This window comes from Tolumonas auensis DSM 9187 (genome assembly GCF_000023065.1).
Taxonomy (GTDB): Bacteria; Pseudomonadota; Gammaproteobacteria; order Enterobacterales; family Aeromonadaceae; genus Tolumonas; species Tolumonas auensis.
In genome coordinates, this window is record NC_012691.1 from 688,380 (window position 1) to 714,852 (window position 26,473).

Annotated in this window: 21 protein-coding genes and 2 tRNA genes; 13 read left to right on the forward strand and 10 right to left on the reverse strand. The window is 49.9% G+C overall.

What is annotated here, in order from left to right:
• Positions 1–144 precede the first annotated feature (144 nt).
• The 4 genes from TOLA_RS03150 (at position 145) to TOLA_RS03165 (ending at position 2,707) form a co-directional block, all read left to right on the forward strand.
• Positions 145–1,863 carry an acetolactate synthase 3 large subunit gene (locus TOLA_RS03150; protein ID WP_012728839.1) on the forward strand — a complete coding sequence of 573 codons (1,719 nt, stop codon included), beginning with the start codon at positions 145–147 and terminating at the stop codon, positions 1,861–1,863.
• Positions 1,863–2,357 (forward strand): acetolactate synthase small subunit, encoded by a 495-nt coding sequence (ilvN, locus tag TOLA_RS03155; protein WP_012728840.1) that lies wholly within the window; start codon positions 1,863–1,865, stop codon positions 2,355–2,357. Before TOLA_RS03150 ends, ilvN begins: the two co-directional genes overlap by 1 nt.
• A gap of 162 nt (positions 2,358–2,519) precedes the next feature.
• Positions 2,520–2,595 (forward strand) — tRNA-Ala (locus tag TOLA_RS03160).
• 36 nt (positions 2,596–2,631) lie between these two features.
• Positions 2,632–2,707 (forward strand) — tRNA-Ala (locus TOLA_RS03165).
• An 83-nt stretch (positions 2,708–2,790) separates the two neighbouring features.
• On the opposite strand, the gene TOLA_RS03170 is transcribed toward TOLA_RS03165, so the two are convergent.
• The 3 genes from TOLA_RS03170 to mtnN all read right to left on the reverse strand — a co-directional run bounded on the left by TOLA_RS03170 (position 2,791) and on the right by mtnN (position 5,087).
• A complete protein-coding gene (locus TOLA_RS03170; RefSeq protein ID WP_012728841.1) occupies positions 2,791–3,429 on the reverse strand; it encodes a trimeric intracellular cation channel family protein in 639 nt (212 codons plus the stop codon).
• A gap of 59 nt (positions 3,430–3,488) precedes the next feature.
• Entirely contained in the window at positions 3,489–4,331 is an 843-nt protein-coding gene (locus TOLA_RS03175; protein ID WP_012728842.1) for a cobalamin-binding protein, read from the reverse strand.
• Between the two features lie 63 nt (positions 4,332–4,394).
• Positions 4,395–5,087: a 5'-methylthioadenosine/S-adenosylhomocysteine nucleosidase gene (mtnN, locus tag TOLA_RS03180; protein WP_012728843.1), complete on the reverse strand. Its 693-nt coding sequence runs from the start codon at positions 5,085–5,087 to the stop codon at positions 4,395–4,397.
• 144 nt (positions 5,088–5,231) lie between these two features.
• Between mtnN and mnmL the strand changes: the two genes are divergently transcribed.
• From mnmL to dgt, 3 genes are all read left to right on the forward strand, one after another.
• On the forward strand, positions 5,232–6,158 hold the full coding sequence (mnmL, locus tag TOLA_RS03185; RefSeq protein ID WP_012728844.1) for a tRNA modification radical SAM protein MnmL/YtqA: 927 nt from the start codon (positions 5,232–5,234) through the stop codon (positions 6,156–6,158).
• 61 nt (positions 6,159–6,219) lie between these two features.
• A complete protein-coding gene (gene arcB / locus TOLA_RS03190) occupies positions 6,220–8,568 on the forward strand; it encodes an aerobic respiration two-component sensor histidine kinase ArcB (protein ID WP_012728845.1) in 2,349 nt (782 codons plus the stop codon).
• A gap of 25 nt (positions 8,569–8,593) precedes the next feature.
• On the forward strand, positions 8,594–9,961 hold the full coding sequence (dgt, locus tag TOLA_RS03195) for a dGTPase (protein ID WP_012728846.1): 1,368 nt from the start codon (positions 8,594–8,596) through the stop codon (positions 9,959–9,961).
• Between the two features lie 45 nt (positions 9,962–10,006).
• Here the strand turns inward: dgt and rfaH are convergent, their stop codons facing one another.
• Entirely contained in the window at positions 10,007–10,510 is a 504-nt protein-coding gene (rfaH, locus tag TOLA_RS03200; protein ID WP_012728847.1) for a transcription/translation regulatory transformer protein RfaH, read from the reverse strand.
• Between the two features lie 159 nt (positions 10,511–10,669).
• The gene (arcA, locus tag TOLA_RS03205; RefSeq protein WP_012728848.1) at positions 10,670–11,401 is read right to left on the reverse strand and encodes a two-component system response regulator ArcA; all 732 of its coding nucleotides are present in this window, start codon (positions 11,399–11,401) and stop codon (positions 10,670–10,672) included.
• Positions 11,402–11,781: 380 nt separating this feature from the next.
• Between arcA and thrA the strand changes: the two genes are divergently transcribed.
• Genes thrA through thrC form a run of 3 tightly spaced genes read left to right on the forward strand, consistent with a single transcriptional unit; the run spans position 11,782 to position 16,472 of the window.
• Positions 11,782–14,241 carry a bifunctional aspartate kinase/homoserine dehydrogenase I gene (gene thrA / locus TOLA_RS03210; RefSeq protein ID WP_012728849.1) on the forward strand — a complete coding sequence of 820 codons (2,460 nt, stop codon included), beginning with the start codon at positions 11,782–11,784 and terminating at the stop codon, positions 14,239–14,241.
• A 3-nt stretch (positions 14,242–14,244) separates the two neighbouring features.
• A complete protein-coding gene (gene thrB / locus TOLA_RS03215) occupies positions 14,245–15,201 on the forward strand; it encodes a homoserine kinase (RefSeq protein ID WP_012728850.1) in 957 nt (318 codons plus the stop codon).
• A complete protein-coding gene (gene thrC / locus TOLA_RS03220) occupies positions 15,198–16,472 on the forward strand; it encodes a threonine synthase (RefSeq protein ID WP_012728851.1) in 1,275 nt (424 codons plus the stop codon). The genes thrB and thrC overlap by 4 nt, the downstream gene beginning before the upstream one ends.
• A 177-nt stretch (positions 16,473–16,649) precedes the next feature.
• Here the strand turns inward: thrC and crr are convergent, their stop codons facing one another.
• The 4 genes from crr to cysK all read right to left on the reverse strand — a co-directional run bounded on the left by crr (position 16,650) and on the right by cysK (position 20,515).
• The gene (crr, locus tag TOLA_RS03225; protein ID WP_012728852.1) at positions 16,650–17,165 is read right to left on the reverse strand and encodes a PTS glucose transporter subunit IIA; all 516 of its coding nucleotides are present in this window, start codon (positions 17,163–17,165) and stop codon (positions 16,650–16,652) included.
• Between the two features lie 50 nt (positions 17,166–17,215).
• Positions 17,216–18,934 carry a phosphoenolpyruvate-protein phosphotransferase PtsI gene (gene ptsI / locus TOLA_RS03230; RefSeq protein WP_012728853.1) on the reverse strand — a complete coding sequence of 573 codons (1,719 nt, stop codon included), beginning with the start codon at positions 18,932–18,934 and terminating at the stop codon, positions 17,216–17,218.
• Between the two features lie 59 nt (positions 18,935–18,993).
• Positions 18,994–19,251 carry an HPr family phosphocarrier protein gene (locus tag TOLA_RS03235; RefSeq protein ID WP_041609457.1) on the reverse strand — a complete coding sequence of 86 codons (258 nt, stop codon included), beginning with the start codon at positions 19,249–19,251 and terminating at the stop codon, positions 18,994–18,996.
• 295 nt (positions 19,252–19,546) lie between these two features.
• Entirely contained in the window at positions 19,547–20,515 is a 969-nt protein-coding gene (gene cysK, locus TOLA_RS03240; protein ID WP_012728855.1) for a cysteine synthase A, read from the reverse strand.
• A 253-nt stretch (positions 20,516–20,768) separates the two neighbouring features.
• Between cysK and TOLA_RS03245 the strand changes: the two genes are divergently transcribed.
• Positions 20,769–22,313 (forward strand): L,D-transpeptidase family protein, encoded by a 1,545-nt coding sequence (locus TOLA_RS03245; RefSeq protein WP_012728856.1) that lies wholly within the window; start codon positions 20,769–20,771, stop codon positions 22,311–22,313.
• Between the two features lie 64 nt (positions 22,314–22,377).
• Here the strand turns inward: TOLA_RS03245 and cysZ are convergent, their stop codons facing one another.
• Positions 22,378–23,112 carry a sulfate transporter CysZ gene (cysZ, locus tag TOLA_RS03250; RefSeq protein ID WP_012728857.1) on the reverse strand — a complete coding sequence of 245 codons (735 nt, stop codon included), beginning with the start codon at positions 23,110–23,112 and terminating at the stop codon, positions 22,378–22,380.
• Between the two features lie 243 nt (positions 23,113–23,355).
• On the opposite strand from cysZ, the gene zipA reads away from it, so the two are divergent.
• Both zipA and ligA read left to right on the forward strand, forming a co-directional pair.
• Positions 23,356–24,267: a cell division protein ZipA gene (gene zipA, locus TOLA_RS03255; RefSeq protein ID WP_148210406.1), complete on the forward strand. Its 912-nt coding sequence runs from the start codon at positions 23,356–23,358 to the stop codon at positions 24,265–24,267.
• Between the two features lie 89 nt (positions 24,268–24,356).
• Positions 24,357–26,417, forward strand: coding sequence for an NAD-dependent DNA ligase LigA (gene ligA / locus TOLA_RS03260; protein WP_012728859.1), 2,061 nt, complete (start codon positions 24,357–24,359; stop codon positions 26,415–26,417).
• Positions 26,418–26,473 lie beyond the last annotated feature (56 nt).

Below are 26,473 nucleotides of genomic sequence, written 5' to 3' on the forward strand. Positions count from 1 at the left end.
TAGCGCAGGACCAGAGACAGGCTACCAGGAGCCTCCGCAGCCCGTTAGTTACCTGTTACGGATGAACAGCGTGGCATAAAGTCCGCTTCAGGCGGCAGCGCGAGCAAACTTCAAGTAATCGAGACAAGCCTGGGAGGGCTTAGCATGGAGATGTTATCAGGCGCGGAAATGGTAGTACGAGCGCTCGAAGACGAAGGGATAGAGCATATTTTCGGATATCCTGGCGGGTCTGTGCTCGATATTTATGATGCCCTTTTCGAGAATAGCAAGATCGAGCATATTCTGGTTCGTCATGAGCAGGCAGCGGTTCATATGGCGGACGGTTATGCACGTGCAACCGGTAAAGTCGGAGCGGTGCTGGTGACTTCTGGTCCGGGAGCGACCAACTGTATCACTGGTATTGCAACTGCTTATATGGATTCAGTCCCGTTAGTGGTTCTGTCCGGTCAGGTCGCAACCAGCCTGATTGGTAATGATGCGTTTCAGGAAACCGACATGATCGGGATTTCCCGTCCGGTGGTGAAACACAGCTTCCTGTGTAAAGAGGCAGCTGATATTCCTCAGGCGATCAAGAAAGCATTTTATATTGCGTCAACCGGCCGTCCGGGCCCGGTGGTCGTCGATCTGCCGAAAGATGTGCAGAATCCGGCTATCAAAGTACCGTATGTCTATCCGGAATCTGTCAGCTTACGTTCATACAACCCGACAAAATCCGGCCATAAAGGTCAGATCAAGCGTGCAGCCAAATTACTGGCTGATGCACGCAAACCGGTGATGTATATCGGTGGTGGCGCCATTGCCGCCAATGCCAGCGACCAGTTGATGCGTATTGCCGAACTGTTCAGTTTGCCGGTAACTTCAACACTGATGGGATTGGGCGCATTCCCATGTTCACATCATCAGTTTATCGGCATGCTGGGTATGCACGGTACTTTTGAATCGAACAATGCGATGCATCATTCCGATTTGATCCTGGCGGTAGGTGCACGTTTTGACGATCGTGTGACCAACAATATCGCCAAGTTCTGCCCGGATGCCAAAATCATCCACATTGATATCGATCCAACTTCGATCGCCAAAATCATACCGGTTGATGTGCCGATTGTCGGTGCAGTTGATACCGTGCTGGAGCAGATGCTGGATGCTATTAATGAGATGGAGCTGGATACCGATAATGACGGTCTGGCTGATTGGTGGGAACAGATTGACGGCTGGCGTGCCCAGCGTTGCCTGAGCTACAAGACAGAAACTGCAGTGATCAAGCCGCAACAAGTGATTGAAGCGTTGTATAAAGTCACTGACGGTAATGCGATTGTGGCGTCAGACGTAGGTCAGCACCAGATGTTCGCGGCACTGTATTATCCGTTTAACCGTCCGCGTCAGTGGATCAATTCGGGTGGCCTCGGCACTATGGGCTTTGGCTTCCCGGCGGCTATCGGTGCCAAGCTGGCATATCCGGATCAGGTCGTCTGCTGTGTGACCGGTGACGGTTCCATTCAGATGAATATCCAGGAACTGTCGACCTGTCTGCAATACGGTATTCCGGTCAAGATCATTGCACTGAACAACCGTTCGCTGGGTATGGTGAAACAGTGGCAGAAAATGTTCTATGGTGGTCGTCAAAGCCATTCGTACATGGACTCGCTGCCTGATTTTGTCAAACTGGCTGAGTCATATGGTCACGTGGGTATCCGCGTTGATCATCCGGATGATCTGGAAGGAGCACTGGAACAGTGTTTCGCACTGAAAGATCGCCTGGTGTTTATGGATATCGCGGTTGATCCGGATGAGCATGTTTATCCGATGCAGATCAAATTCGGTGCGATGAACGAAATGTGGCTGAGTAAAACGGAGCGTACCTGATGCGACATATTATTTCTGTCCTGCTGGAAAACGAAGCCGGTGCTCTGAGTCGTGTCGTCGGTCTGTTTTCGCAGCGTGCTTATAACATTGAGTCATTGACGGTAGCGCCTACCGAAGATGCCACTTTGTCCCGTATGACGATTGTTACCAGCGGTGAAATTCAGATCATTGAACAGATCACCAAGCAATTGCACAAACTGGTCGATGTACTGAAGGTTTGCGACATCACTGAAGGCGCGCATGTCGAGCGTGAAGTGATGCTGGTCAAGACCCGCTGTGCCGGTGGTTCCCGTGATGAAGTAATGCGGATGGCTGAGATTTATCGCGGCCAGATCGTGGATGTCACCCCGGAACTGTATACCGTTCAGCTGGTCGGCAGCAGTGATAAGCTGGATGCGTTCCTGCATACGCTGGCGCAGGTGACTGACATTGTCGAAGTCGTGCGTAGCGGCGTCTGCGGTATCGCCCGCGGTGATCGTTCGCTGCATGCCTGATTGATTGGTAAAACGATATAAAAGCGGCCTCATATCGAGGCCGTTTTCTTTTGGCGATTTGTTCATCACTTAGTCTGACTATGTCTTAATTACTATTGACAGCGTTGCCGGCTATCCCTATGATTCGTGTCGCTTCCAGTACATGGATGCATCCAGCATTGTGGGGTTATAGCTCAGCTGGGAGAGCGCTTGCATGGCATGCAAGAGGTCCGCGGTTCGATCCCGCGTAGCTCCACCAAATTCTGATTTCAGATCAGATAAAATACCGAATATCGGGGTTATAGCTCAGCTGGGAGAGCGCTTGCATGGCATGCAAGAGGTCCGCGGTTCGATCCCGCGTAGCTCCACCAAATAAAAAGGCCCGTCTCAATGAGACGGGCCTTTTTACTGTCTGCGGTTTAATAAAACGGCTCTGTTCAGAGCAGAATAACGGCTAATCGTCTTTGCCGAGATGAAAGGTTGGCAGAGAGAGATGCAGAAAAATCGCCGGTACCCGCACACACAGCAGACTGAGCATGCTGACAAACATCGACGCAACATGACCCAGACCTACATCAAGTAATATCACATAGATGGAACCGCTCAGAAGGCAGGCGGTGACATAGACCTCTTTGCGCAGCACCATCGGAATTTCTCCGGCCAGAATATCGCGAACCACACCACCGGCGACGCCGGTAATACAACCCATAATCACGGCAATGATGCCAGAAGTGCCATAGCTCAGCGCTTTTTGCGCACCGATCACGACGAACAGGGCCAGCCCGACGGCATCCAGCAGCGGTAACAGGTACCAGGGGAAGCGGTGCTGAACACGGGCAATCCCCATACCGGCAACGGCAGTCAGCGCGATGGTCAGCAGATAGTGCGAGTCCTTGATCCAGAACACCGGCGTGGCGCCGATTAATAAATCACGGATCGTACCGCCGCCGATGGAAGTGACCGCAGCTAATACTAATACACCGATAATATCCATTTTCAGCCGGCCGGCGACCAGTACACCGGAAAAAGCAAAAACAACTGTTCCTAACAGGTCGATAAAATAGATCAGATTATCAATAAACAAAGGCTGCATGATGCTCTCAGCTGACAATGATTTAAGGGCTGCGATTGTAAATAGTATGTTAATACTACTCAATTAACCGGCGATGTTATTTCCGAATTTTTTACTACAGCGTCTATTTTGCCGCACATCTGTTCGATACCCAGTAATACCCGTGGTGATAAACGGTGCAACCAGTCGGCTTTCAGCAGGTACAAATGTTTTTGTTTTACCGCAGCAAGTTGCGGCCACTTCAGCCAGTGCTGCAGATCACTGCCATGCTGGGTAGCAAAGATAACTTGTGGGTCTGCCGCTAATACGGCTTCTTCACTGAGTTGCGGATAGGGGGCCTTGCTGTCAGCAAAAGGATTCTCAGCACCACACATGGTCATGATTTCCTGAATATAGGAGCCGTTCGCAACGGTGGTCAGCGGCGGATACCAGAGCTGATAAAATGCTTTTATTCTGGGATGCTGCTGGCTTCGCTGACGATAAAAGGCAAATTTATCCGCGATTTGCGCCGCCAGAAGATTGGCCTGTTCTGTATGACCGGTTTTCTCACCCAGCAAGCGTAACTCCTGCGGCAAATCATCCAGCTGTTGCGATTTCAGTAATAACAGCGGGATCCCTAATGCTTTGACTTGCTGCTGCATCATTGTCTGGGTTGAACCCCAGACAATCACCAGATCCGGCTTTACCATCAGTAAGCTTTCGCTATTCAGGCTCTGGTAGTTAGCGACCTTAGGCAAGGTTTTGACGATGTCGGGATAGTCACTGGCCTGATCGGTGGCAACGACCTGCGAGCCGGCGCCGATAGCGTAGAGCATTTCCGTGATGTGCGGAGTCAGACTGACGATACGCTGTGGCGCCGCCAGCGCAGACACCGGTAGCAGTAACGCCAGCCAGGGCAGCAGACAATTACGCCAGATTGACATACGCGTTCCATCCGTAAAGTGTAATTAATGTCAGCCGGCAACCCTGGCCAGATTGGGGTGTCATCAGAGCTGTTTCAGCATCGCAACGATCATGGCTGAAGAGTTTTTCGCCGCGACTTCCAGATACTCTTCGAAGGTGCTTGGCGATTCAGTACCAGCGATATCGGACAGTGAGCGGATCACCACAAATGGTACTTTGAACTGGTGACATACCTGGGCAATTGCGGCAGCTTCCATCTCTGCAGCCATCATCGCCGGGAACGTCTGACGCACCTGCTCAATATGGTCAGGATCGCACATGAACTGATCACCAGTACAGATCAGACCGATACGGCTCTGTAATTCCGGCAGCTGATGCATCACCTGGGTTGCCACTTCAATCAGCTTGCTATCAGAGATGAATGCCGCCGGTTGTTGCGGTAACTGACCTGGCTCATAACCGAATGCGGTGACATTCACATCGTGGTGACGCACTTCATCCGAAATAACCACGTCACCGACACGCAGTTCCGGATCAAAACCACCGGCAGAACCGGTATTGATAACACAATCCGGCGCGTAACGATCCAGCAGGATGGTCGTTGCGATGCTGGCTGCTACCTTGCCGATTCCGGAACGGGTCAGGATCACGTCATGTCCGGCCAGTTCGCCACGATAAAACTCGCAACCAGCAATACTCAGGGTTTCCATGTTGCTGATTTGTTCACGTAAAATGGCAACTTCCGGCTCCATTGCGCCGATGATTCCTATTTTCATCACTACCTCGAAGAGTTCGCCATTCGGTCTGGCAAAGAAATATTAAGTATGATCATAGCAATATCCATGCTTGGTGACGAGTCGCAGCGATGCGGCTGCCCGGCATTTCCTTTACAATGGCGCCGCTTAATTTCGGGAGCCGTCATGCAAATACATCTTTTAGTGAATACCTTCGGTCAGGATCTGTTACATCGCTATGGCGAGAAGATCCATAAACTGACCTTGCACGGCTCTTTTACCTGTCCGAATCGTGACGGTACGCTGGGGAAGGGGGGATGTACCTTCTGCAATGTGGCGTCTTTTGCTGATGAAGGTACTCAGCAATTATCGATTGGGGAGCAACTGGCCGCCCGTAAAGATGAGATCACCCGGGCCCGGCGTTATCTGGCCTATTTTCAGGCGTATACCAGTACCTATGCCGAAGTGGCTTATCTGCAAAAAATGTATGAAGAAGCATTGCAGGTGGCCGACATGGTTGGTTTATGCGTGGGTACCCGTCCGGATTGCGTGCCGGATGCGGTGCTCGATCTGCTGAGCAGTTATCAGCAGCAGGGGCTGGAGATCTGGCTGGAACTGGGCTTGCAGAGTGCGCACGCTGCTACCCTGAAACGCATCAACCGCGGGCACGATTACAGCGCCTATGCCGATGCGGTTGAGCGGGCCAGAGCAAGAAATCTGAAGATCTGTACCCACCTCATTGTCGGATTACCGGAAGAAGGGAACGATGAGTGTCTGTCTACCCTGCAGCAGGTGGTCGCAACCGGTACGGATGGTATTAAGCTGCATCCGCTGCATGTGGTTGAAGGCAGTACCATGGCCAAAGCCTGGCGGGCCGGACGGTTACAGACCTTATCGCAGAAAGAATATGCCGAAATCGCGGCGAACATGATCCGGCATACGCCACCGGAGGTGGTTTATCACCGGGTGACAGCGACCGCCCGCCGGCCGACATTGCTGGCACCGGAATGGTGTGAACGTCGCTGGGGTGTCATGCTCGATATTTATCGTCATTTGGAACAACTTGGTCCGCAGGGCAGTGCATTAGGTCAACCCTTTCAGTTTCCGGGCTAGGAAGCACCCCGATTACCCGTTATGCTGATCCTGCTTGGTTTTTTCGCCACAGGATAAGGCAATGCGTCAAATCAAAACCTGGGTACAGCTGTATGTAGACTGGATCACCCGTATCGGTATCATCCGGTTCAGTCTGCTGCTGGCCTTCTGCATTATTTCCATCGCGGTCGTCATTCAGGGCACCATTACGCTGTTGTTACGCGGGGTTGTCGATGTCGTCGATCTGGTGCGTTCCGTTTTCTTTGGTTTACTGGTGACCCCCTGGGCGGCCTATTTCCTGACGGCGGTGATTGATGAGCTGGAGGATTCCCGGCGTCGTCTGACAGACATGGTGCATAAGCTGCAGGTGATGCGGGAGCGTGATCAGGCGTTGAACCTGCGTCTGCGGAGCAATATCAGTCAGTTAAATAATCAGATTGAAGAAACCCGGCGGGCGGAAGCGGCCAGGCTGCGCGTGCTGAGCGAGCTGGAAGCGGAAGCTATTCAGCGCGAAAAAGCGCAGAAAGAACTGGAAGAGCAGAGCGTGCTGCTACGTTCATTCCTCGACAGTTCACCCGATCTGGTGTTTTACCGCAATGAACGGGAAGAGTTTTTAAGCTGCAACAAGGCACTGGAAACCATGCTTGGGCGGGGACGCAATGAAATCATTGGCCGTACCCCTTATGGTCTTTATGAACCGCAAATGGCGGAGCAAATCATCAGCCGTGATCGTGACGTATTCGAAACGAACCAGCCTGTGACTTATGAGTTATGGTTTCCCTATCCGGATGGTCGCCGTGCGTGTTTTGAAATGCGTCAGGTTCCGTTTTTCGCCGCCAATGGCGAACGGCTCGGTCTGGTCGGATTTGGCCGTGATATCACCGAACATAAGCGCTATCAGGATGAGCTGGAAAAAGCCAGTCAGGATAAAACGACCTTCATTTCCACCATCAGCCACGAACTGCGCACACCACTGAATGGTGTGGTTGGTTTAAGTCATATTCTGCTGGATACCCCACTGAATGATCTGCAGCGTCAGTATCTGAATACCATTCACTTAAGTGCGGTCACGCTGGGTAATATTTTTAACGATATTATCGATCTGGATAAGATTGAACGTCGCCGGCTGAAAATTGCCAACAGTAAAATCGATCTGCGGTTGTTGCTCTCCGACCTGCAGACGCTGAGCACGTTAATGGTGGAAGCCAAAGGACTGTATCTGCATTTTGATATTGATGGCGATGTTCCGCACTGGATTGTGGCGGACGGTACCCGCCTGCGGCAAATCCTGTGGAACGTACTGAGCAATGCGGTCAAATTCACGGCTGAAGGCGGGATCACTTTTGGCGTACAGGTCTCTCCGTCAGCAGAAAATAAAGTGCATCTGCGCTTTGATATTGAAGATACCGGTATCGGCATTCCCGAGCATGAGCAGGAAAATATCTTTGCGATGTACTATCAGGTTCCCGGGACCAGACGGGCTGTCGGCACCGGCATCGGTCTGGCAATCACCAAGCAGCTGGTGGACGCGATGGACGGTATGATCCATGTGGATAGTGAGCTGGGGCATGGTTCCTGTTTCACGATTGAACTGGATGTGGCTGTTTTACCGGATGACCAGATTGATGAAACAGAAGAGTTACTGGCGCAGGAACTGCCGGTCTTACGAATTCTTCTGGTTGAAGATATTGCCCTGAACGTCACCGTAGCAACGGCTATGCTCAATAAACTGGGGCATCAGGTTGATGTTGCGATGTGCGGCGCCGAGGCTTTGGATAAATTCATGCCTGATCGTTACGATCTGGTCTTGCTGGATATCCAACTGCCGGATATGACTGGGTTTGATATTGCGGATGAACTGCACCGGCGTTATCCGGAACAGCTACCACCACTGGTCGCTCTGACCGCTAATCTGGTCAATGATCCGCGGCAGTATCGGCAACATGGAATGCAGTCCGTGATTGGCAAACCACTGGCTCTGGGCAATCTGCGTAAAACCCTGAATGAACTGTTTGTTGGTTGCGCGTTACCAATCGCGCCGGTTGTGGATACGCAGGAAAAGCATTTGCTGGATATAACCTTTCTGCAGGATTTCACCAGCGTCGTGGGTTGTGATGTGATGGCCTCCGCGATTGATCTGTTTGAACAATCCATGCCGGAATATCTGAATATACTCAGCAGCGCGCTGATGGCCAAAGATAAACAGGGCATTGTGGAAGAAGCGCATAAAATCAAAAGTGCTGCCGGGGCCGTTGGTCTGAAACGTATTTATCAGCTGGCGCAACAGGCGCAATCGCCTGATTTGCCGGCATGGCAGGAAAATATTCACGACTGGGTGGATAGTATCAGTGCAGAGTATCAGGGGGATCTGGAACGTCTGCGTGAATGGTTGCAATTGCAACGCTCTCAGGTGGATGGTCTGCAGGGATAACCGCCATTACTGAAGGAACCGGTTTATGTTGCATTATCAGCATTTGCTTCAGCCTGAACGTTTCTATCCGGCAGAGCCGCAATCATTACTGGCGGCCACCGAGGTGGACCGGACCCGGATCGTACAGAGTGCCCCGGTCCGGCGTCTGCAGCAGAAAACGCAGGTTTTTCCGCTGGATGTAAAAGCCTCGGTCCGTAGCCGGCTGACACATTCGCTGGAAGTGCAGCAAGCCGGCCGGCAGATCATCTTCGCTATCCGGCAGATGAAACCTTCGGACTGGCCGGAACAGGTTGTCATCAATCTGATCGAGATGTCCTGCCTGCTGCACGATGTGGGTAATCCGCCCTTTGGTCATTTTGGCGAAGCGGTACTGCGTGAATGGTTGCATGATGAACTGGACAGTTTGTATATAGCCTCGCTGGCTACATCCGCCAGTGAGCAATGGCAAAAAATACTGGCACCGGATCTCTGCAGCTTTGATGGCAATGCACAGAGTCTGCGGCTGGTACACTCGCTGCAGAAGCTCAACCTGACTTTAAGCCAGTTAGCCTGCATCATTAAATATCCGCGGGTGATTGATGAATCGGTCATCGCCACTGACAGCAAAATCGGCGTGTTTATCAGTGAGCGTCACCTGATCGCGCGTATCCGGGATGTATTACAACTCCCTGCCGGAGTCCGCCACCCGCTGGTGTTTATCATGGAAGCGGCGGACGATATTTCTTACTGTATTGCTGATGTCGATGATGCGGTGGATCGGCATCTGCTGACGGTAGATGAAGTGATCCGGTTTCTGACGCAGCAGGTTGATGATGATACCCGCGCATATTTGCAGCCCTTGCTGGATGCCGCGTTGCTGGATGAGCAGGGATTTTTCCCACATTTACGCTATCTGCTGACCAATGACTGGGTGCAACTGGCGGCAGAATCATACTTGCAGCATAAAAAAGATATTCTGGCAGGGCATTTCGTCGGACATCTGCTTGAACGGGAACATCCGGCGCTCAATGTGCTTAATGCGCTGAAACGACTGGCCCGCCAGTCGATATTCGGCCAGCGCGAAGTCGAAAGTCTGGAGCTCTCCGGCTATGCTGCCGTGCGGGGCGTGTTGTTAACGTACAGTGTATTGCTGGCGCTGCCGGCAGCGATTTTCCGTCAATTACTGAGCGGGGAAGGTCATCACCGGTATCAGCATGCTCTGCGTCTCTGTCACCGCTTATCGCGCCGACATGTGGTTGCCTACCAGAAAGCAACGGAAACCCCGGATCCTTTCTTTCAGCGTCCGGCTGAACAGGAGTGGTATTACCGCGTCAGATTATTACTCGATTTTATCAGCGGCATGACAGATACCTATGTACTGGAAGAATATCGTTTACTGAATGGCTGGGTATGATGTGTTGCACCGCATTGTCAGCGCAACACATACAAGGGACGGGGGCTAACCGGTAATGCAACGGAAGCTTTTGTTATCAAAGCTGCTGCAGATGTCCTGATTCAGTATGGACAGCAGCAGAAAAGCGCGCTGATTGCCATCCGGTTCCTGATAGATCGCCTGCAACCCCTCAAATGGTCCTTCATTAAAAATCACCATCTGGCCTGTTTTTGGTAAGCGGCTGACAACGTCTCTTGATTCATCACTGTCTTCATTGCGCATGAGTTGATAGACAAGTTCTGCCGGTACTTTATCCCAGGTCGATCCATGTCCCACGATGTGGTGGATCCCGCGGGTAGAACGAACCTTGAGCGGTGAAAATTCCTCTATATCCATATGCACGAACAGATAGCGGGGAAACATCGGTTCAATTTTTTCCATCGCTTTACCGCGTATGATTTTACGCGTCAGTACCAGCGGATAATAACTATCCACCCCCTGATTGCGCAGGTGCAACTTCGCCCGTTCTTCTTCTTTCGGACGACAGTAAGCCAGATACCAGTGCTTCATGCTGGCTCCTATTTTTATTGTGCTCTCAGGTGAACCACAGTACAGCAATCGGTCCGGAAACCAATCTTCTAATCCTATAAACCTGCTCAATCTAGCGTGCAGAAAATAAAAAGGCCAACACAGGTTGGCCTTTTTAGCTGTTAGCTTAACAAAAATTAACTAAGCGTTGGTTTCTTGCTCTAAATCGGCACAGAAACGATACCCTTCACCATGGATAGTGGTGATCAGTTCCGGGGTGTCCGGATAATCCTCAAAATGTTTACGAATACGGCGAATGGTGACATCCACAGTACGATCATGAGGCTTCAGTTCACGACCAGTCATTTTCAGCAGCAGATCAGCTCGAGTCTGGATCTGTCCCGGATTCTCACAGAAGTGCAGCAATGCACGGAATTCAGAACGCGGCAGGCGGTAGGCAACATTGGATGGATTGATCAGCGAACGGCTGTTGATATCCAGTGTCCAGCCATTGAAACGATAAGCTGATACGTTACCGGCAACGGGCTCTTCTACCGGATCACCGCGGCGGGTGCGTCCCAGCAGGTTACGGGCACGGATAGTCAGCTCACGTGGATTGAATGGCTTGGTGATGTAGTCATCAGCGCCGATTTCCAGGCCCAGAATACGATCAACATCATTATCGCGGCCAGTCAGGAAGATCAGACCCATTTCGCCTTTTTCACGAATTTCACGTGCCAGCAGCAGGCCGTTTTTACCTGGAAGGTTAATATCCATGATCACCAGATCGACGCGCTGGTTCGCCAGGGTATGGTGCATCTCATCACCATTATTAGCCTCCAGTACATGATAGCCTTCTGCTTCAAAGATACTTTTCAGCGTATTCCGTGTAACAAGCTCGTCCTCAACGATCAAGATCTGTGGTGTTTGCATGGAAATTCTCTGTGGTAAATGAAATTGCACTGATTTTAACATATTCGCTGCATTCATATGACAGTAGATCTGTTTTTTCAATGTTATTAACAATACATGCCGATATGCATAAATGAGGTTCCGGATCCGCTGTGTGAACAACGCGAAAGCAGGGGTTGTGACAGAATTTTGTTGACAGCCATGTGCCTTATCCGGTATTGCTATGTCACTTTTTATTCGAAGTCCGATTATGCTGTCTATTATTGCTACCCGCACAATTATTATCATTACCGGCACCACAATTGGTGGTACTGGCGCGGGCTGATGCACGAATAACAGAAAAAATTCATGAAGCCCGTCCCCTAACCAGGTACGGGCTTTTTCGTTACAGGGAGATGTATATGCGTGTTCTTAAGTTTGGTGGTTCTTCACTCGCTGATGCGGAAAGATTCCTGCGGGTTTCTGACATCGTTGTGAACAATCAGCAACAGGTTCAGGTGGCATTGGTGTTGTCCGCACCAGCCAAAGTAACTAACCTGCTGGTGGCGCTGGTTGCTCAGACCAGCAAAGGTGAAGATGCCAGTGCAACATTGGCTGAAATTGAAAGTATTTTCACTCGTCTGATCACCGGACTGAAAGCACGTTATGCCAATTTTGCTGATGAATTGCTGATGCAGCGTTTGCAGCAGGAATTGGGTACCATCCGTAGCAAAATGCAGGGTATTCAATTACTGAATCAGTGCCCTGACAGCGTTCAGGCGTTGATCTTAAGCCGTGGTGAAGCGCTATCTATCGCTTGCATGGAACAATTGCTGCTGTCACGTGGTGAAAAGGTCACCATGATCAATCCGGTGGAAATGCTGCTGGCGGAAGGTAATTTCCTGGAGTCGCATGTCGATATCGATGCCTCCCGTGCCCGCTTTGCCGCAAAACCTGTTAATGAAGGCCACATTTACCTGATGGCTGGTTTTACCGGCGGTAACGCGAAAGGCGAACTGGTTCTGCTGGGTCGTAACGGTTCCGATTATTCAGCGGCGGTATTGGCTGCCTGCGTGAATGCTGACTGCTGTGAGATCTGGACTGACGTAGATGGTGTTTACAGTTGCGATCCACGTCTGGTGCCGGATGCCGTACTGCTGAAGCGCATGTCCTATAAAGAAGCGATGGAACTGTCTTACTTTGGTGCCAAAGTGCTGCACCCGCGTACCATCGCGCCGATTGCCCGCTTCCATATTCCTTGCCTGATCAAAAACACCTTCAATCCTCAGGGTGAAGGCACCTTGATCAGTGCCGATCACGGTGATGATCAATACCCGGTCAAAGGGATCTCCGATCTGTCCGGTATCTCCATGATCAACGTCAGTGGTCCGGGCATGAAAGGCATGGTTGGTATGGCTGGCCGTATGTTTACTGCTGTATCCCGTGCTGGTGTGTCCGTGGTGTTGATCACTCAGGCTTCTTCTGAATACAGCATCAGTTTCTGTATCCATACTTATGATGCAGAAAAAGCACTGAAAGTGCTGAATCAGGAATTTGAGCTGGAATTACAGGCTAACCTGCTGGAAGAAATTGAGATCCGTCATGATCTGGCGATCCTGTCGCTGGTCGGTGATGGCATGCGTACCATGAAAGGTATCGCGGCCCGTTTCTTCACATCACTGGCTCAGGCTGCGATCAATATCGTTGCGATTTCTCAGGGTTCCAGCGAACGCTCTATCTCTGCGGTGGTTGGCAACAAAAAAGTGACCGAAGCGATCAAAGCGTGTCACCAGAACCTGTTTGGTACCCAGCAATTCATCGATATCATCCTGGTTGGTCTGGGCGGCGTTGGTGGTGCATTGCTGCAGCAAATCCGCCGTCAGCAGGCAGTACTGAGCAAGCAGGGTATCGGTCTGCGTGTAGTTGGCCTGGCTAACTCCCGTAAAATGGCCCTGTCTAAAGACGGGCTGGATCTGAACAACTGGCAAGAAGCGTTAGAAAAAGCCACTGAGCGTTTCAATCTGCAGGCCATCAAACAGCTGGTGGATGACAGCCATCTGATCAACCCGGTCATTGTCGATTGTACTTCTGATGAAACCATCTCTGGTCAGTATGCTGACTTCCTGGCTGCTGGTTTCCATGTGGTTACCCCGAATAAGAAAGCCAATACCAGTTCTATTCAGTACTACCGTGAACTGCGCCGTACTGCACAGGCAACCCGTCGTAAGTTCCTGTACGAAACTAACGTAGGTGCTGGCCTGCCGGTTATCGAAAACCTGCAGAATCTGATCAAAGCCGGTGATAAACTACAGGCCTTTAACGGTATTCTGTCTGGTTCATTGTCATTCATCTTTGGTAAGTTGGATGAAGGCTGCAGCTTCTCTGAAGCGACTTTGACTGCCAAAGGCAACGGTTTTACCGAGCCGGATCCGCGTGATGACTTAAGCGGTATGGACGTAGCGCGTAAGCTGCTGATCCTCGCACGTGAAGCCGGTATGCCACTGGAACTGAGCGATGTGATTGTGGAACAGGCTCTGCCACCAGGATTTGATGCCACCGGTTCTACTGACGAGTTCATCAAACGTCTGCCAGAAGCTGATGCCTGGTTCAGTGAGCGCGTTGCAGCTGCGAAAGCAGAAGGCAAAGTGCTCCGTTACGTCGGCAGCATCGAAAATGGTCAGTGCAAAGTGGCCATCAAAGAAGTGGACGAGAACGATCCGTTATACAAAGTAAAAGATGGTGAAAACGCATTGGCGTTCTTCTCTACTTACTATCAACCGATTCCTTTGGTCTTGCGCGGTTACGGTGCGGGTACTGAAGTAACAGCGGCAGGGGTCTTCGCTGATCTGCTGCGCACCCTGAACTGGAAGCAAGAGGTATAATTCATGACCGTAGTAGCATACGCTCCGGCCTCGATTGGTAATGTCAGTGTTGGTTTTGACGTATTAGGTGCCGCACTGGCACCTATTGATGGCGCTTTACTGGGTGACCGTGTTGAAGTAGCTGATCACGATGCACCGTTCGCTCTGAGTTGTCAGGGCCGTTTTGCCCATAAATTACCGGCGGAAGCAGAAAAGAACATCGTTTATGACTGCTATCTGGGTTATGCCGCAGCACTGAAAAAACGTGGATTAAGCATTAAACCTCTGCGCATGGTGCTGGAAAAAAACCTGCCGATTGGTTCCGGTCTGGGTTCCAGTGCTTCCAGTATTGTTGCCGCTTTGGCCGCATTGAACGCATTCCATGATTATGCGCTGGATCAGACCGAAGCATTATTGCTGATGGGCGAACTGGAAGGTCAGATCTCCGGTTCAGTTCACTATGATAACGTGGCGCCATGTTATCTGGGCGGTCTGCAGCTGATGATCGAAGAAGAAGGCGTCATCAGTCAGTCAATCCCGACTTTTGATAGCTGGTACTGGGTTTCCTGCTATCCGGGGATCAGCATCTCCACAGCGGAAGCACGCGCCATTCTGCCGGCACAATATCGTCGCAGTGACTGCCTGACTTATGGTCGTCGTCTGGCAGCCTTTGTGCATGCCAGCCATACCGGTCAGGAAAAGCTGGCCTCAGCCATGCTGAAAGATGTCATTGCTGAACCATATCGTCAGGCACTGATTCCGAAATTTAACGAAGTACGTCAGCATGCTGCTATGTCTGGTGCACTGGCAACCGGCATCTCCGGTTCAGGCCCGACCGTATTTGTTGCTATGACTGATAAGCAACAGGCATTACGTATGAAAGATTGGCTGGAAGCTAACTTCATCCAGAATGAAGACGGTTTCTGCCATGTCTGCAAAATTGATCGTCAGGGAACACAAATTACAGGACAAGGACTATGAAGCTTTACAACATCAAAGATCATTCAGAACAGGTCAGCTTTGCTCAGGCCGTGAAACAGGGGCTGGGTCGCGGTCAGGGTCTGTTCTTCCCGGAACAGATCGCACCGTTAGCCGATGTGGATGCGCTGCTGGACAAGCCTTTGGTTGCGCGTTCAGTTGCCATTCTGAAGCATTTGATCGGTGATGAACTGTCGCAGGAACAATTGCAGCAGATGGTTGGGACTGCTTTCTCTTTCCCGGCTCCGCTGGCGAAAGTAGCGGACAACTGCTATGCACTGGAACTGTTCCATGGTCCGACACTGGCATTCAAGGATTTTGGCGGCCGTTTCATGGCGCAATGTCTGACTGCGTTCAGTACGGGCGAGAAGATCACTATCCTGACAGCCACTTCCGGTGATACCGGTGCCGCTGTAGCGCATGCTTTCTATGGTCTGCCAAATATTGAAGTTGTGATCCTCTATCCGGAAGGCAAGATCAGCCCGCTGCAGGAAAAGCTGTTCTGCACACTGGGTGGTAATATCCGTACTATCGCTATCAAAGGCACCTTTGATGATTGTCAGGCGATGGTAAAAAATGCATTTGATGATGAAGAGCTGAAAAAAGCGATTGGTCTGAATTCTGCAAACTCCATTAATATCAGCCGTCTGGTTGCGCAGGTCTGCTACTACTTTGAAGCGATTGCCCAGTTGCCAAAAGCACAGCGTGAACAGGCAGTGATTGCAGTTCCGTCCGGTAACTTCGGTAACCTGACCGCCGGTCTGATCGCTAAAGCTCTGGGTTTACCAGTGAAGCGTTTTATTGTTGCAACCAACGCTAACGATACCGTGCCACGTTATCTGGCAGAAGGTACCTGGGATCCTAAAGAAACAGTGCCAACGCTGTCGAATGCGATGGATGTCAGCCGCCCGAACAACTGGCCTCGTGTTGAAGAGCTGTTCAAGGTAAAAGGCTGGGATCTGAAAGAGCTGGGTTACGCTGCACGTACGGATGAAGAAACCCGTGCCAGTCTGAAGAAACTGAATGCTGAAGGCTATCTGTGCGAACCACACGGTGTTATCGCGTGGGATGTATTGCAATCGCAGCTGGCTGCTGATGAGACGGGTATTTTCCTGTGTACCGCTCATCCGGCGAAATTCAAAGAAAGCGTGGAAGATATTCTTCAGATCGAACTGCCGCTGCCAAAAGCACTGGCTGATCGCGCCGATCTTCCATTGTTGTCAACCTTCATGCCGGCAGATTTCGCCAAGCTGCGTGAATACCTGATGGCTTAAGCTTTATTGTTGATTGTTATCCAAAACCCTCTCCGGAGGGTTTTTTTGTATCTGCACTCTCTGCGAAAACTGTAAACAAACACTGTAAACAGCGGGCAGGGGATATAAACAAGCGGGAATTGCGCGAATAAAAAAGCCGGCTTCTAAAAGCCGGCTTTTCAGCAACCTGAAAGGTTATTATTTCTTGATGCGCAGTACTGGAGTTTCACCCAGAGTCACAGGACCAGACATTTTGGTCAGTGATTTCACGTCATCCATGTTAGAAATAACAACTGGAGTCAGAGTTGATTTTGCATTGCTCTGCAGGAATGCCAGGTCGAACTCAATAATGGTATCGCCTTTCTTAACCTGCTGGCCTTCCTGCGCGATGCGGGTAAAGCCCTGGCCTTTCAGTTCTACAGTATCAATACCGAAGTGAACAAACAGTTCGATACCTGTATCTGATTCCAGAGAGAATGCGTGGTTAGTTTCGAAGATCTTGCCAATCACGCCATCGCATGGAGCAACCATCTTGTTGCCGGTTGGCTTGATAGCAATACCGTCACCGACGATTTTCTCTGCGAAAACCACGTCCGGTACATCTTCAATCGGTACAATCTCACCAGACAACGGTGCAAAAATTTCGATACCAGCGGTATCAGTTGCACTGTTGTCAGAAGAGACCATCTTCTTCAAAAAATCAAAAAAGCCCATGGTTTAGCTCCTGAATTATAATGTTGATCAATACGATTCTATCAGACGGCTTAGTTCTTCACAAAATACTCGTCTACAATCGCTTCAACTTCAGCAGCTGTTGCCGCTGCCAGTGCGCGATCTGCCAGTGCTTTCGCATCAGCAAAGCTGGTATTGCGAACCAGTTGTTTCACGCGTGGGATTGAAATGGCGCTCATAGAGAACTCATCCAGACCCATACCCAGCAACAGAACGGTAGCACGGTCATCACCGGCTAACTCACCACACATGCCGGTCCATTTACCTTCAGCATGAGAAGCGTCGATAACCTGTTTGATCAGGTTCAGAACCGCTGGTGACAGTGGGTTATACAGACGGGAGATCATCTCGTTACCACGGTCAACGGCCAGAGTGTACTGAGTCAGGTCGTTAGTACCGATACTGAAGAAGTCGGCTTCTTTCGCCAGATGACGAGCCATTACAGCTGCAGCTGGAGTTTCAACCATGATACCCACTTCGATATTTTCATCGAATGGAATACCTTCAGCACGCAGATCTGCTTTCAGCTCTTCCAGTTCAGCTTTCAGTGAACGGAACTCTTCAACTGAGATGATCATTGGGAACATGATACGCAGCTTACCGAAAACGGAAGCACGCAGAATCGCGCGTAACTGGGTGTGCATGATGTCTTTGCGATCGAAGAAGATACGCACTGCACGCCAGCCCAGGAACGGGTTCATTTCTTTAGGGAACTTCATGTAAGGCAGTTCTTTGTCGCCACCGATATCCATGGTGCGGACAATGATTGGCTTGTCAGGCATGGCTTCAGCCACTTCTTTATAAGCCTGGAACTGTTCCTGCTCGGTAGGCAGAGCATCACGATCCATGAAGAGGAATTCGGTACGGTACAGACCAACACCTTCAGCACCATTACGGTGTGCACCATCCATATCTTTCACGGTGCCGATGTTAGAGCAGACTTCTACCTGATGACCATCGGTAGTAGTCGCAGGCAATTCACGCAGTTTAGCCAGTTCAGCTTTCTCTGCCAGGAATTTAGCCTGTGCATTTTTGGTTTTGGTAATAACTTCGTCAGTCGGGTTGATATGAACCTGATTGTGGATAGCATCCAGGATCAGGAAATCACCGCTCTGTACTTGTTTGGTAATATCGTTAGTACCCACAATCGCTGGCAGTTCCAGTGAACGCGCCATGATGGAGGTATGAGAGGTACGGCCGCCGATATCTGTTACGAAACCACGCACGTAGTTCAGGTTAATCTGAGCTGTCTCTGATGGTGTCAGGTCATTAGCAACCAGGATCACTTCTTCATCGATAGTGCTCAGGTTAATAATTTCCATACCCAGAACGTTTTTAATCAGACGATTACCGATATCACGGAAATCGGTAGCACGTTCACGCAGGTATGGGTCATCCAGTTCAGCCATCATAGAAGCATATTGCTCGATAGCCTGGTGGATAGCACGATCTGCACTAAACAGTTCATCACGGATCAGGGTAAGAATATCCTGTTCGAGTTCTTCGTCCTCGAGCAGCATAATATGGCCTTCGAAAATAGCCTCTTTCTCTTCACCGAAAGTCTTGCCAGCCATTTCTTTGATGGCTTCTAATTGTTGTGCAGACTTGGTGCGAGCGTCGTAAAAACGAGCTACTTCGCTATCAATCTGAGAAGTGTAAATCGGAGCCTGATTGATAACAATGTGTTGTTCTTTCAGCACCAGGGCCTTGGCAAATGCAACGCCAGGCGATGCCAGGATACCAGAGATCATAGCCGTACCTATGTTGTGTTAATAGGGATAAAAAAAGTGCAAAAACAGAAAGAGCCGGATTATTCCAGCTCTGCCATCAGCGCAACCAGTTTATCTACAGCTTGCTGTTCATCACTGCCTTCAGCGCGGATAGTGATGGAAGTACCTTTGGTCAGACCCAGAGTTTGCAGTTTGAACAAGCTCTTGGCGCTGGCAGTTTTGCCACCGCTGATCACGGTTACTTCGCTTTGAAATTCTTTAGCTTCTTTAACGAACTGAGCAGCAGGACGTGTGTGCAGGCCGTTTTCAGCAGTAATCAGTACAGACTTCTCGTACATTTGTTCACCCCAAATTAAATAAATCCATATTGTCGAGCCAGCTAAGGATACCATCGACCTGCAGCGGAGATAAACGATTTTGCATATTAAAACGTGACTTTTTATGGATTGTTACCGAGTTGTTATTGATAAAATAAAGAGTTGTAGTATGACAACGACTGCTTCGTTAACGTAAAAGTTACTATTTCAGGCCTGTGGCGGCAGTAATATGCTGCTATGGGCAAAAGTGAGGTCGAACGGAATGAAAAAAGCACGCCGGAGCGTGCTTTTAATGTGAATCAGATTATGTCTGAACTCAGGATTGCAGTTCTTGTTCGGTGAACAGTCCCTGGAACAGCGCTGTCGATAAATATCGTTCGCCGGAGCTTGGCAAAATAACAACAATCGTCTTATCGGCAAATTCAGGTAACTCCGCCAGACGGTTTGCCGCAACAACTGCAGCACCAGAACTGATACCGGCAAGGATACCTTCTTCTTCCATCAGACGGCGCGCCATGGCAATCGCATCATCACTGGTCACTTTTTCTACGCGATCCAGCAGTGACAGATCGAGGTTGCCCGGAATGAAGCCTGCGCCGATACCCTGAATTTTATGCGGGCCAGGCTTGATCTCTTCGCCGGCCAGTTTCTGGCTGATTACCGGTGATTCAGCAGGTTCTACAGCCACGCTGGTGATCTGTTTACCCTGTGTTTTCTTGATATACCGGGAGATACCAGTAATCGTACCGCCAGTACCCACACCGGCCACAACCACATCAACCTGACCGTCAGTGTCATTCCAGATTTCAGGGCCTGTCGTTTTTTCGTGAATTTCCGGGTTGGCCGGGTTTTCAAACTGTTGCAGCAGAACGTATTTTTCCGGATCGGAATTAACCAGTTCTTCTGCTTTGGCAATTGCGCCCTTCATGCCCAGCGGGCCTTCAGTCAGCACCAGATTTGCACCCAGCGCTTTCAGCAGTTTGCGACGCTCAATACTCATGGTTGCAGGCATAGTCAAAGTAATGCCATAACCGCGGGAAGCAGCTACAAATGCCAGCGCAATACCGGTGTTACCGCTGGTTGGTTCGATAATTTCTTTACCTGGTTTCAGAATGCCTTTTTTCTCGGCATCCCAAATCAAATTTGCGCCGATACGGCATTTTACGCTGAAGCTGGGATTACGGCTTTCAACTTTAGCTAATACGTTGCCTTTACTTACGCGGTTCAGGCGAACCAGAGGGGTGTTACCAATGGTCAGTGAGTTATCTGCATAGATTTTGCTCATGTTCGCTCCTGCGGGGTAGGTCTTTGTTGGATGTAGGTTAATCTTAAATGTCAGGATAGGAAATGCCGTTTTGTTATAACCATATGTAATAACAAGATATAGCCCATTTAGTGATAAATGAGATTTATCTACTGTTAAAAATAATCCGAACATGCCGAATGGTTTTAGGCATAATTAACGTAATCAGAACAATAAGATTATTACTTACCCTTGTAATTTTGCAGATGTGAATGCAGGGATGGGGAGGAAGTAGATGCGTGGCAAATTTATGCCGACAGCTGTAATGCTTCTGCTGGCATGGAACAGTAATTGTTTCGCCGTCAATACCGGGCACAGCGCTATATCATCAGCATCGGGTTATGACGTGAAAACTGTATTGCCGTTACCATCTGTCACCGTACGGTCGGAATTGACCCAGCAACTGATGGAAATCGCAATGACAGGTATCCATCCGGTTTTTGCTGATACCTGGCTGCAACTGAGTAACGAACCGGAGCTGGCTCAGGATCCGGAAACTTACTACCGGATTTATAGCTTATTACAGCAGTTCCGCCGTGAATGGCATGCTCTGGACTGGGACTCGCGTGAGCGTTTTCATCTGAAAAGTTTCAACCCTTCCACGTCTGCAACAGGCCGTCATGCTTATGATGAACTGTTACAGCGCACTGATCCTGATAGCGCGATCAATAAATTACGTCCGCAGACAGAAAACTATCTGACGAATCGCCGCGTGTTGCTTTCTCTGCTCAGCGAGTCCAGAAAGGCACCATGGCCTGCATTACCGGCATTAAAAGTCAGGCCTGGGGATAGTCATGACGCGTTGCCGGTCATCCGTAATATTTTATTGCGTAGCGGCGATTTACAAGCGAATACACTGACTCCGCAGCAGATGCAGTTGACAACGTATGATGTGCAAACAGTTCAGGCTGTTGAACATTTTCAGCAGCGGCACGGACTTGATGCAGACGGTGTTATTGGGCGCCGGACCTTGAACTGGCTGCGTCTGCCGCCTCAGGTGCGGGCTGTGATTCTCGCTCGTAGTATTTTGCGCAGTGATCTGCCACAGAATATGTCTTCCCGACGTTACGTACTGGTCAATATTCCTGAGTTTCGTCTGCGGGTGCTGGATAAAAAGCAGGAGATTTTCTCCAGCCGGGTCATAGTCGGGCAGATAAAACGTCAGACACCCATTTTATCCAGTGAAATATCGAGCATCGTTGTTAATCCTGCCTGGCATGTACCAGCCAGTATCCTGCAGAAGGATTTGGTGCCTAAACTGGCGAAAGACAAACACTTTCTGGATAAAGGACAGTTTGAACTGGTGGATTCACAAGGCATAACTGTTGATCCGGCTGCCATGGTGTGGGACGGAACGGAAGAGAATTTTCCTTATCAGCTGCGTCAGAAACCGGGTGATCACAATGCTCTGGGCCGGTATAAGTTTTATTTGCCGAATAACGATGCCATTTATTTACACTCAACCTCATCGCCAGGCTATTTTAAACGTGATTTAAGAGCGCTGAGTTCAGGCTGCGTACGGGTCGAGGAGGCGGATGATTTTGCCCGTCTGCTGTTAAAAGATTCAAAATGGAACATTAATAAGCTGGATCAGATGCTTAAAGAGGATACAACCAAATGGCTGTCAATGACGGATCCTGTACCGGTATATACCGTCTATTGGCGCAGTTGGGTGGATAAACAGGGCCAGCTACAGTTCCGTGATGACATCTATCAGTTTGAGGATGATGCCAGAATGGCAAACACGGCTGTGATAAACAGTCTGGTTGGTCACAGTTAAAGATTGTCCGATACAATAAAAACGGGGGACCAGATGTCCCCCGTTTTTATTGTGTCTTCCGTATTTATTGTGCTTTTTGATCGTCAACCCACATGGCGGTACTGGCACAAATAGCCATTGGCATCAGGAATAAATTCAGCAGCGGAATAGAACCCAGCAACATGACCAGTCCTCCGAACGAGAGATGCCGCCAGCGGTGCCGGGTGAGTTGCCGGCGCATATCAGGAAAGGCAACCTGATGGTTATCGTATGGGTAGTCGCAGTACTGAATGGCCATCATCCAGGCTGAAAACAGCAGCCATATCCACGGCGCCAAAAACTGACCGGCAACCGGAATAAAAAACAGAATGGCACAAAGCAGCATGCGGGGAAGCCAGTATTTGAGTTTCTGCCATTCCCGGCGAAATGCATGATGAATCTCTTGCCACAAGGGGCGTTCATCAACCCGGTGGAGATCAGAGACCAGATACTGTTCTACGCGGGAGGCCAGCATGCCGTTAAAAGGGGCCGCTAGCCAGTTAGTCACCATGCCGAATATAAAGCTGAACGTGAATAAAATAATTAATACTGCAAGTGGCCAGAGCAGAAATGTAAGCCAGTCTAGCCAGTCAGGCAGCCAGGCGGTTAAGGCATTCATTGCGATATCAAAACGCTGAAATAACAGATAAAAGCCGATAGAAAAAAGTAATATATTGATTAATAAAGGAAACCATACATAACGTCGTATTCCGGGCTGGGTCATCAGGTGCAATCCCCGAAGCAGATACCCGAAAGCACTAAGAGGTTGAATATTTACCATTATTATTTTCCCTGCGGTGATACTGATTGCGACTATTACAGATAGCCTGTTACTTTGGTAGAGTCAGAGATAACAGATTTTATTGAAATACGCGATTATCTGTGAATAAGCGTTGTCAGCCAGCATCGCAAAACGGATAATGTGAATCAGGAACAAGTACTTATCGTTTATGACAACTGGGTTATAATTGAACAGGTCGGAGAAAGCAGCTCAATCTGTCTTAGATCGATTTTTCAGGATTGATTGACATGGTTTCTTATCAGTGTGTTTGACACCATGGTGCGTTTACCGGGCTGCGGGACATTGCAGTTGCGGGCACCGGCACTGATAAAGGGAAGTTCGACAACCAATTACATAATAGAGCAACGACAAATGCAGGATTTGCGAATAGTACTGGTTATTGTGGGTGCACTGGCAATTGCGGCACTGGTGCTTCATGGCTTGTGGACAAATCAACGTAACAAACGGGCGCAACAAAAAAATACAGCCCCGAAAGCAGTAGCAGCAAAACGGAGCTCTGAATCCCGGGATGTCGATGGATTTGATGCTGATGGCATCGGCAAGGTCCGGGTTGTACCCCGTAATGGTTCTCCGGTGCGGGATAATGATCCCGTTATATCTTCTGTACCGCAATTCTCTGCCGGTGATGAAGATGACGTATTGCCGGGACAAGATGCGATATCAGCCGAATCACAGCAGGAACCATTTGAAGAAGCACAGCAGGAATCATTCAGAGGGGATTGGAAAGATGTGTATGTCATCAATATCTCTGCCCGTGAAGGTTCCTATATTTATGGCCGTGATTTAAAACACGCGTTGCGTATTCTGGGTTTCCGTTTTGGTGAGATGGATATTTATCACCGTCATCTGGAAATGGATGGGCAGGGCGAAGTGTTGTTCAGTCTGATCAATATGGTTAAACCCGGCACGTTTGAGCCAAGCCAAATGGATCGGATGATGACGCCGGGTGTTTCTCTGTTTATGCAATTACCTGGCATCGGCCGTGGTCTGGCGCATTTTGATCTGATGCTGAAAGCGGCTGATAAGCTAGCCAGTGAAGTTGACGGCATTCTGCTGGATACTTCTCATCAGCCACTGAGCGAATATTATCTGACACAGTGCCGTGATGAGCTGAAAGCTTACGATCATCAATAAGATAACTACCTGATTTATATCTGAGTGCGGCTTTGGCCGCATTTTTTTTCTGTGAATTTAAGTTGTCTGCAAATTTGAGACGAACCAGTATGAATGAAATCCAGTCACGTATGCATGCGCTGCAACAGTTACTTGAGCGCTATAACACCGAGTATTACCTGCATGATGAGCCTTCTGTACCGGATGCGGAATATGATCGGCTGATGAATGAGCTGCGGGAGCTCGAAGCAGCTAATCCGCAGTGGCTGGATGTAAATTCACCCACGCAGAGAGTGGGTGGTGTTGCTCTGACTTCATTCGGATCAGTTCAGCATGAGCAACCGATGCTATCACTGGATAACGTATTCAATGCGGAAGACCTGGCCGCTTTTGGCCGGCGGGTGCAGGAGCGGTTATTAAGCAATGACGCGATTACATTCTGTTGTGAACCGAAACTGGACGGTTTAGCGGTCAGTATTCTGTATGAACAGGGTGAACTGGTACGCGCTGCAACGCGGGGTGATGGGGTCACCGGCGAAGATATTACCCGGAATGTCCGTACTATCCGGGTTATTCCATTGCGACTGAGCGGGGATAATATTCCGGCACGGATTGAAGTCCGTGGCGAGGTATTTATGCCGAAGGCGGGTTTTGAACGCTGGAATGAGCAGGCACTGGTACGGGGTGATAAAGTGTTTGCTAATCCGCGTAACGCCGCGGCAGGTAGCCTGCGTCAGCTGGATCCTGCGATCACCGCGCAGCGTCCGTTGGCTTTTTATGCCTATGCTATTGGTGTGGTAGATGAGGCGACGGAACTTCCTGATTCGCACTATGCCCGTATGCAATATCTGAAACAATTCGGTCTGCCGGTGTGTGATGAAATTCGTCAGGTAGTGGGTGTGGAAGGTTGCCAGATTTATCACGATGACATATTGGCTAAACGGGATGCTTTGCCATTTGAAATTGATGGTGTGGTATTCAAGGTTGATACCATTGCACAACAACAGATGCTGGGTTTTGTTTCCCGCGCGCCCCGGTGGGCGGTCGCACATAAATTCCCGGCTCAGGAAGAGCTGACCCGCCTGAATGATGTTGAGTTTCAGGTTGGCCGTACCGGCGCGATCACTCCTGTGGCGCGGTTAGAACCGGTGCAGGTCGGTGGTGTGACAGTATCCAACGCAACTTTGCATAACGCGGATGAAATTACGCGGCTGGGCGTGAAAATTGGTGACTGGGTTGTCGTGCGTCGTGCCGGGGATGTTATTCCGCAAATCGTTAATGTGGTGCTGGATCGACGTGATGCATCCTGCCGGGATATTGATTTTCCTGAGCGCTGTCCGGTATGTGATTCGCAGGTAGAGCGTCTGCCCGGGGAAGCGGTAGCCCGTTGTTCCGGCGGCTTATATTGTGCGGCGCAACGTAAAGAAGCGCTGAAGCATTTCGTTTCCCGCCGGGCAATGGATATTGACGGCATTGGCGATAAGCTGATTGAACAATTGGTCGATCATGAACTGGTGCACACGCCTGCAGATCTGTTTGCTCTGACTAAGGCTCAGTTACTGGGTCTGGAGCGGATGGGGGAGAAGTCGGCTGATAAGTTGCTGAACGCATTACAGAGTGCACGTGAAACCACATTTGCCCGTTTTCTGTTTGCTCTGGGGATCCGTGAAATCGGTGAAACCACCGCTCAGACTTTGGCGCAGCATTTTTCTGATCTTCCTGCGCTGCAGGATGCATCTGTTGAAACTTTGCTGAAGGTCTCGGATGTCGGTGAAGTCATGGCAAAACACATCTATTACTTCTTCCGGCAGGAACATAATCTGGAAGTGATCCAGCGATTACTGGCGCCGATCAGTGAAGGTGGGGCAGGGATCAGCTGGCAGCCTGTAGCCAGAGTGGCTGTGGATGCATTACCGCTTAATGGTAAAACGCTGGTATTAACCGGTACGTTGTCACAATTAAACCGTGATGCAGCTAAACAGGCCTTGCAGGCGCTGGGAGCTAAAGTAGCGGGTTCTGTATCGGCAAAAACCGATTTGGTCATCGCCGGCGAAGCTGCGGGTTCCAAACTGGAAAAAGCACAGCAACTGGGTGTACCAGTCTGGGGCGAAGATGAACTGGTTGCTTTATTGCAGGATCCGACGGGGATTGTATTGCCAGTTAAACCTTGATTGAGAGAGCGGATATGCCGTTTGTTCTAACGACAAACGGCGTTTGCTGAATTCAA

What these genes read in the sequence shown, in the direction of transcription:
- thrA (WP_012728849.1), top strand. Translation starts at nt 11,782, where the DNA reads ATGCGTGTTCTTAAGTTTGGTGGTTCTTCACTCGCTGATGCGGAAAGA.
- TOLA_RS03175 (WP_012728842.1), bottom strand. Translation starts at nt 4,331, where the DNA reads ATGTCAATCTGGCGTAATTGTCTGCTGCCCTGGCTGGCGTTACTGCTA.
- TOLA_RS03235 (WP_041609457.1), bottom strand. Translation starts at nt 19,251, where the DNA reads ATGTACGAGAAGTCTGTACTGATTACTGCTGAAAACGGCCTGCACACA.
- TOLA_RS03245 (WP_012728856.1), top strand. Translation starts at nt 20,769, where the DNA reads ATGCGTGGCAAATTTATGCCGACAGCTGTAATGCTTCTGCTGGCATGG.
- crr (WP_012728852.1), bottom strand. Translation starts at nt 17,165, where the DNA reads ATGGGCTTTTTTGATTTTTTGAAGAAGATGGTCTCTTCTGACAACAGT.
- ptsI (WP_012728853.1), bottom strand. Translation starts at nt 18,934, where the DNA reads ATGATCTCTGGTATCCTGGCATCGCCTGGCGTTGCATTTGCCAAGGCC.
- arcA (WP_012728848.1), bottom strand. Translation starts at nt 11,401, where the DNA reads ATGCAAACACCACAGATCTTGATCGTTGAGGACGAGCTTGTTACACGG.
- cysK (WP_012728855.1), bottom strand. Translation starts at nt 20,515, where the DNA reads ATGAGCAAAATCTATGCAGATAACTCACTGACCATTGGTAACACCCCT.
- mtnN (WP_012728843.1), bottom strand. Translation starts at nt 5,087, where the DNA reads ATGAAAATAGGAATCATCGGCGCAATGGAGCCGGAAGTTGCCATTTTA.
- dgt (WP_012728846.1), top strand. Translation starts at nt 8,594, where the DNA reads ATGTTGCATTATCAGCATTTGCTTCAGCCTGAACGTTTCTATCCGGCA.
- cysZ (WP_012728857.1), bottom strand. Translation starts at nt 23,112, where the DNA reads ATGGTAAATATTCAACCTCTTAGTGCTTTCGGGTATCTGCTTCGGGGA.
- ilvN (WP_012728840.1), top strand. Translation starts at nt 1,863, where the DNA reads ATGCGACATATTATTTCTGTCCTGCTGGAAAACGAAGCCGGTGCTCTG.
- rfaH (WP_012728847.1), bottom strand. Translation starts at nt 10,510, where the DNA reads ATGAAGCACTGGTATCTGGCTTACTGTCGTCCGAAAGAAGAAGAACGG.
- arcB (WP_012728845.1), top strand. Translation starts at nt 6,220, where the DNA reads ATGCGTCAAATCAAAACCTGGGTACAGCTGTATGTAGACTGGATCACC.
- thrC (WP_012728851.1), top strand. Translation starts at nt 15,198, where the DNA reads ATGAAGCTTTACAACATCAAAGATCATTCAGAACAGGTCAGCTTTGCT.
- ligA (WP_012728859.1), top strand. Translation starts at nt 24,357, where the DNA reads ATGAATGAAATCCAGTCACGTATGCATGCGCTGCAACAGTTACTTGAG.
- TOLA_RS03150 (WP_012728839.1), top strand. Translation starts at nt 145, where the DNA reads ATGGAGATGTTATCAGGCGCGGAAATGGTAGTACGAGCGCTCGAAGAC.
- TOLA_RS03170 (WP_012728841.1), bottom strand. Translation starts at nt 3,429, where the DNA reads ATGCAGCCTTTGTTTATTGATAATCTGATCTATTTTATCGACCTGTTA.
- mnmL (WP_012728844.1), top strand. Translation starts at nt 5,232, where the DNA reads ATGCAAATACATCTTTTAGTGAATACCTTCGGTCAGGATCTGTTACAT.
- thrB (WP_012728850.1), top strand. Translation starts at nt 14,245, where the DNA reads ATGACCGTAGTAGCATACGCTCCGGCCTCGATTGGTAATGTCAGTGTT.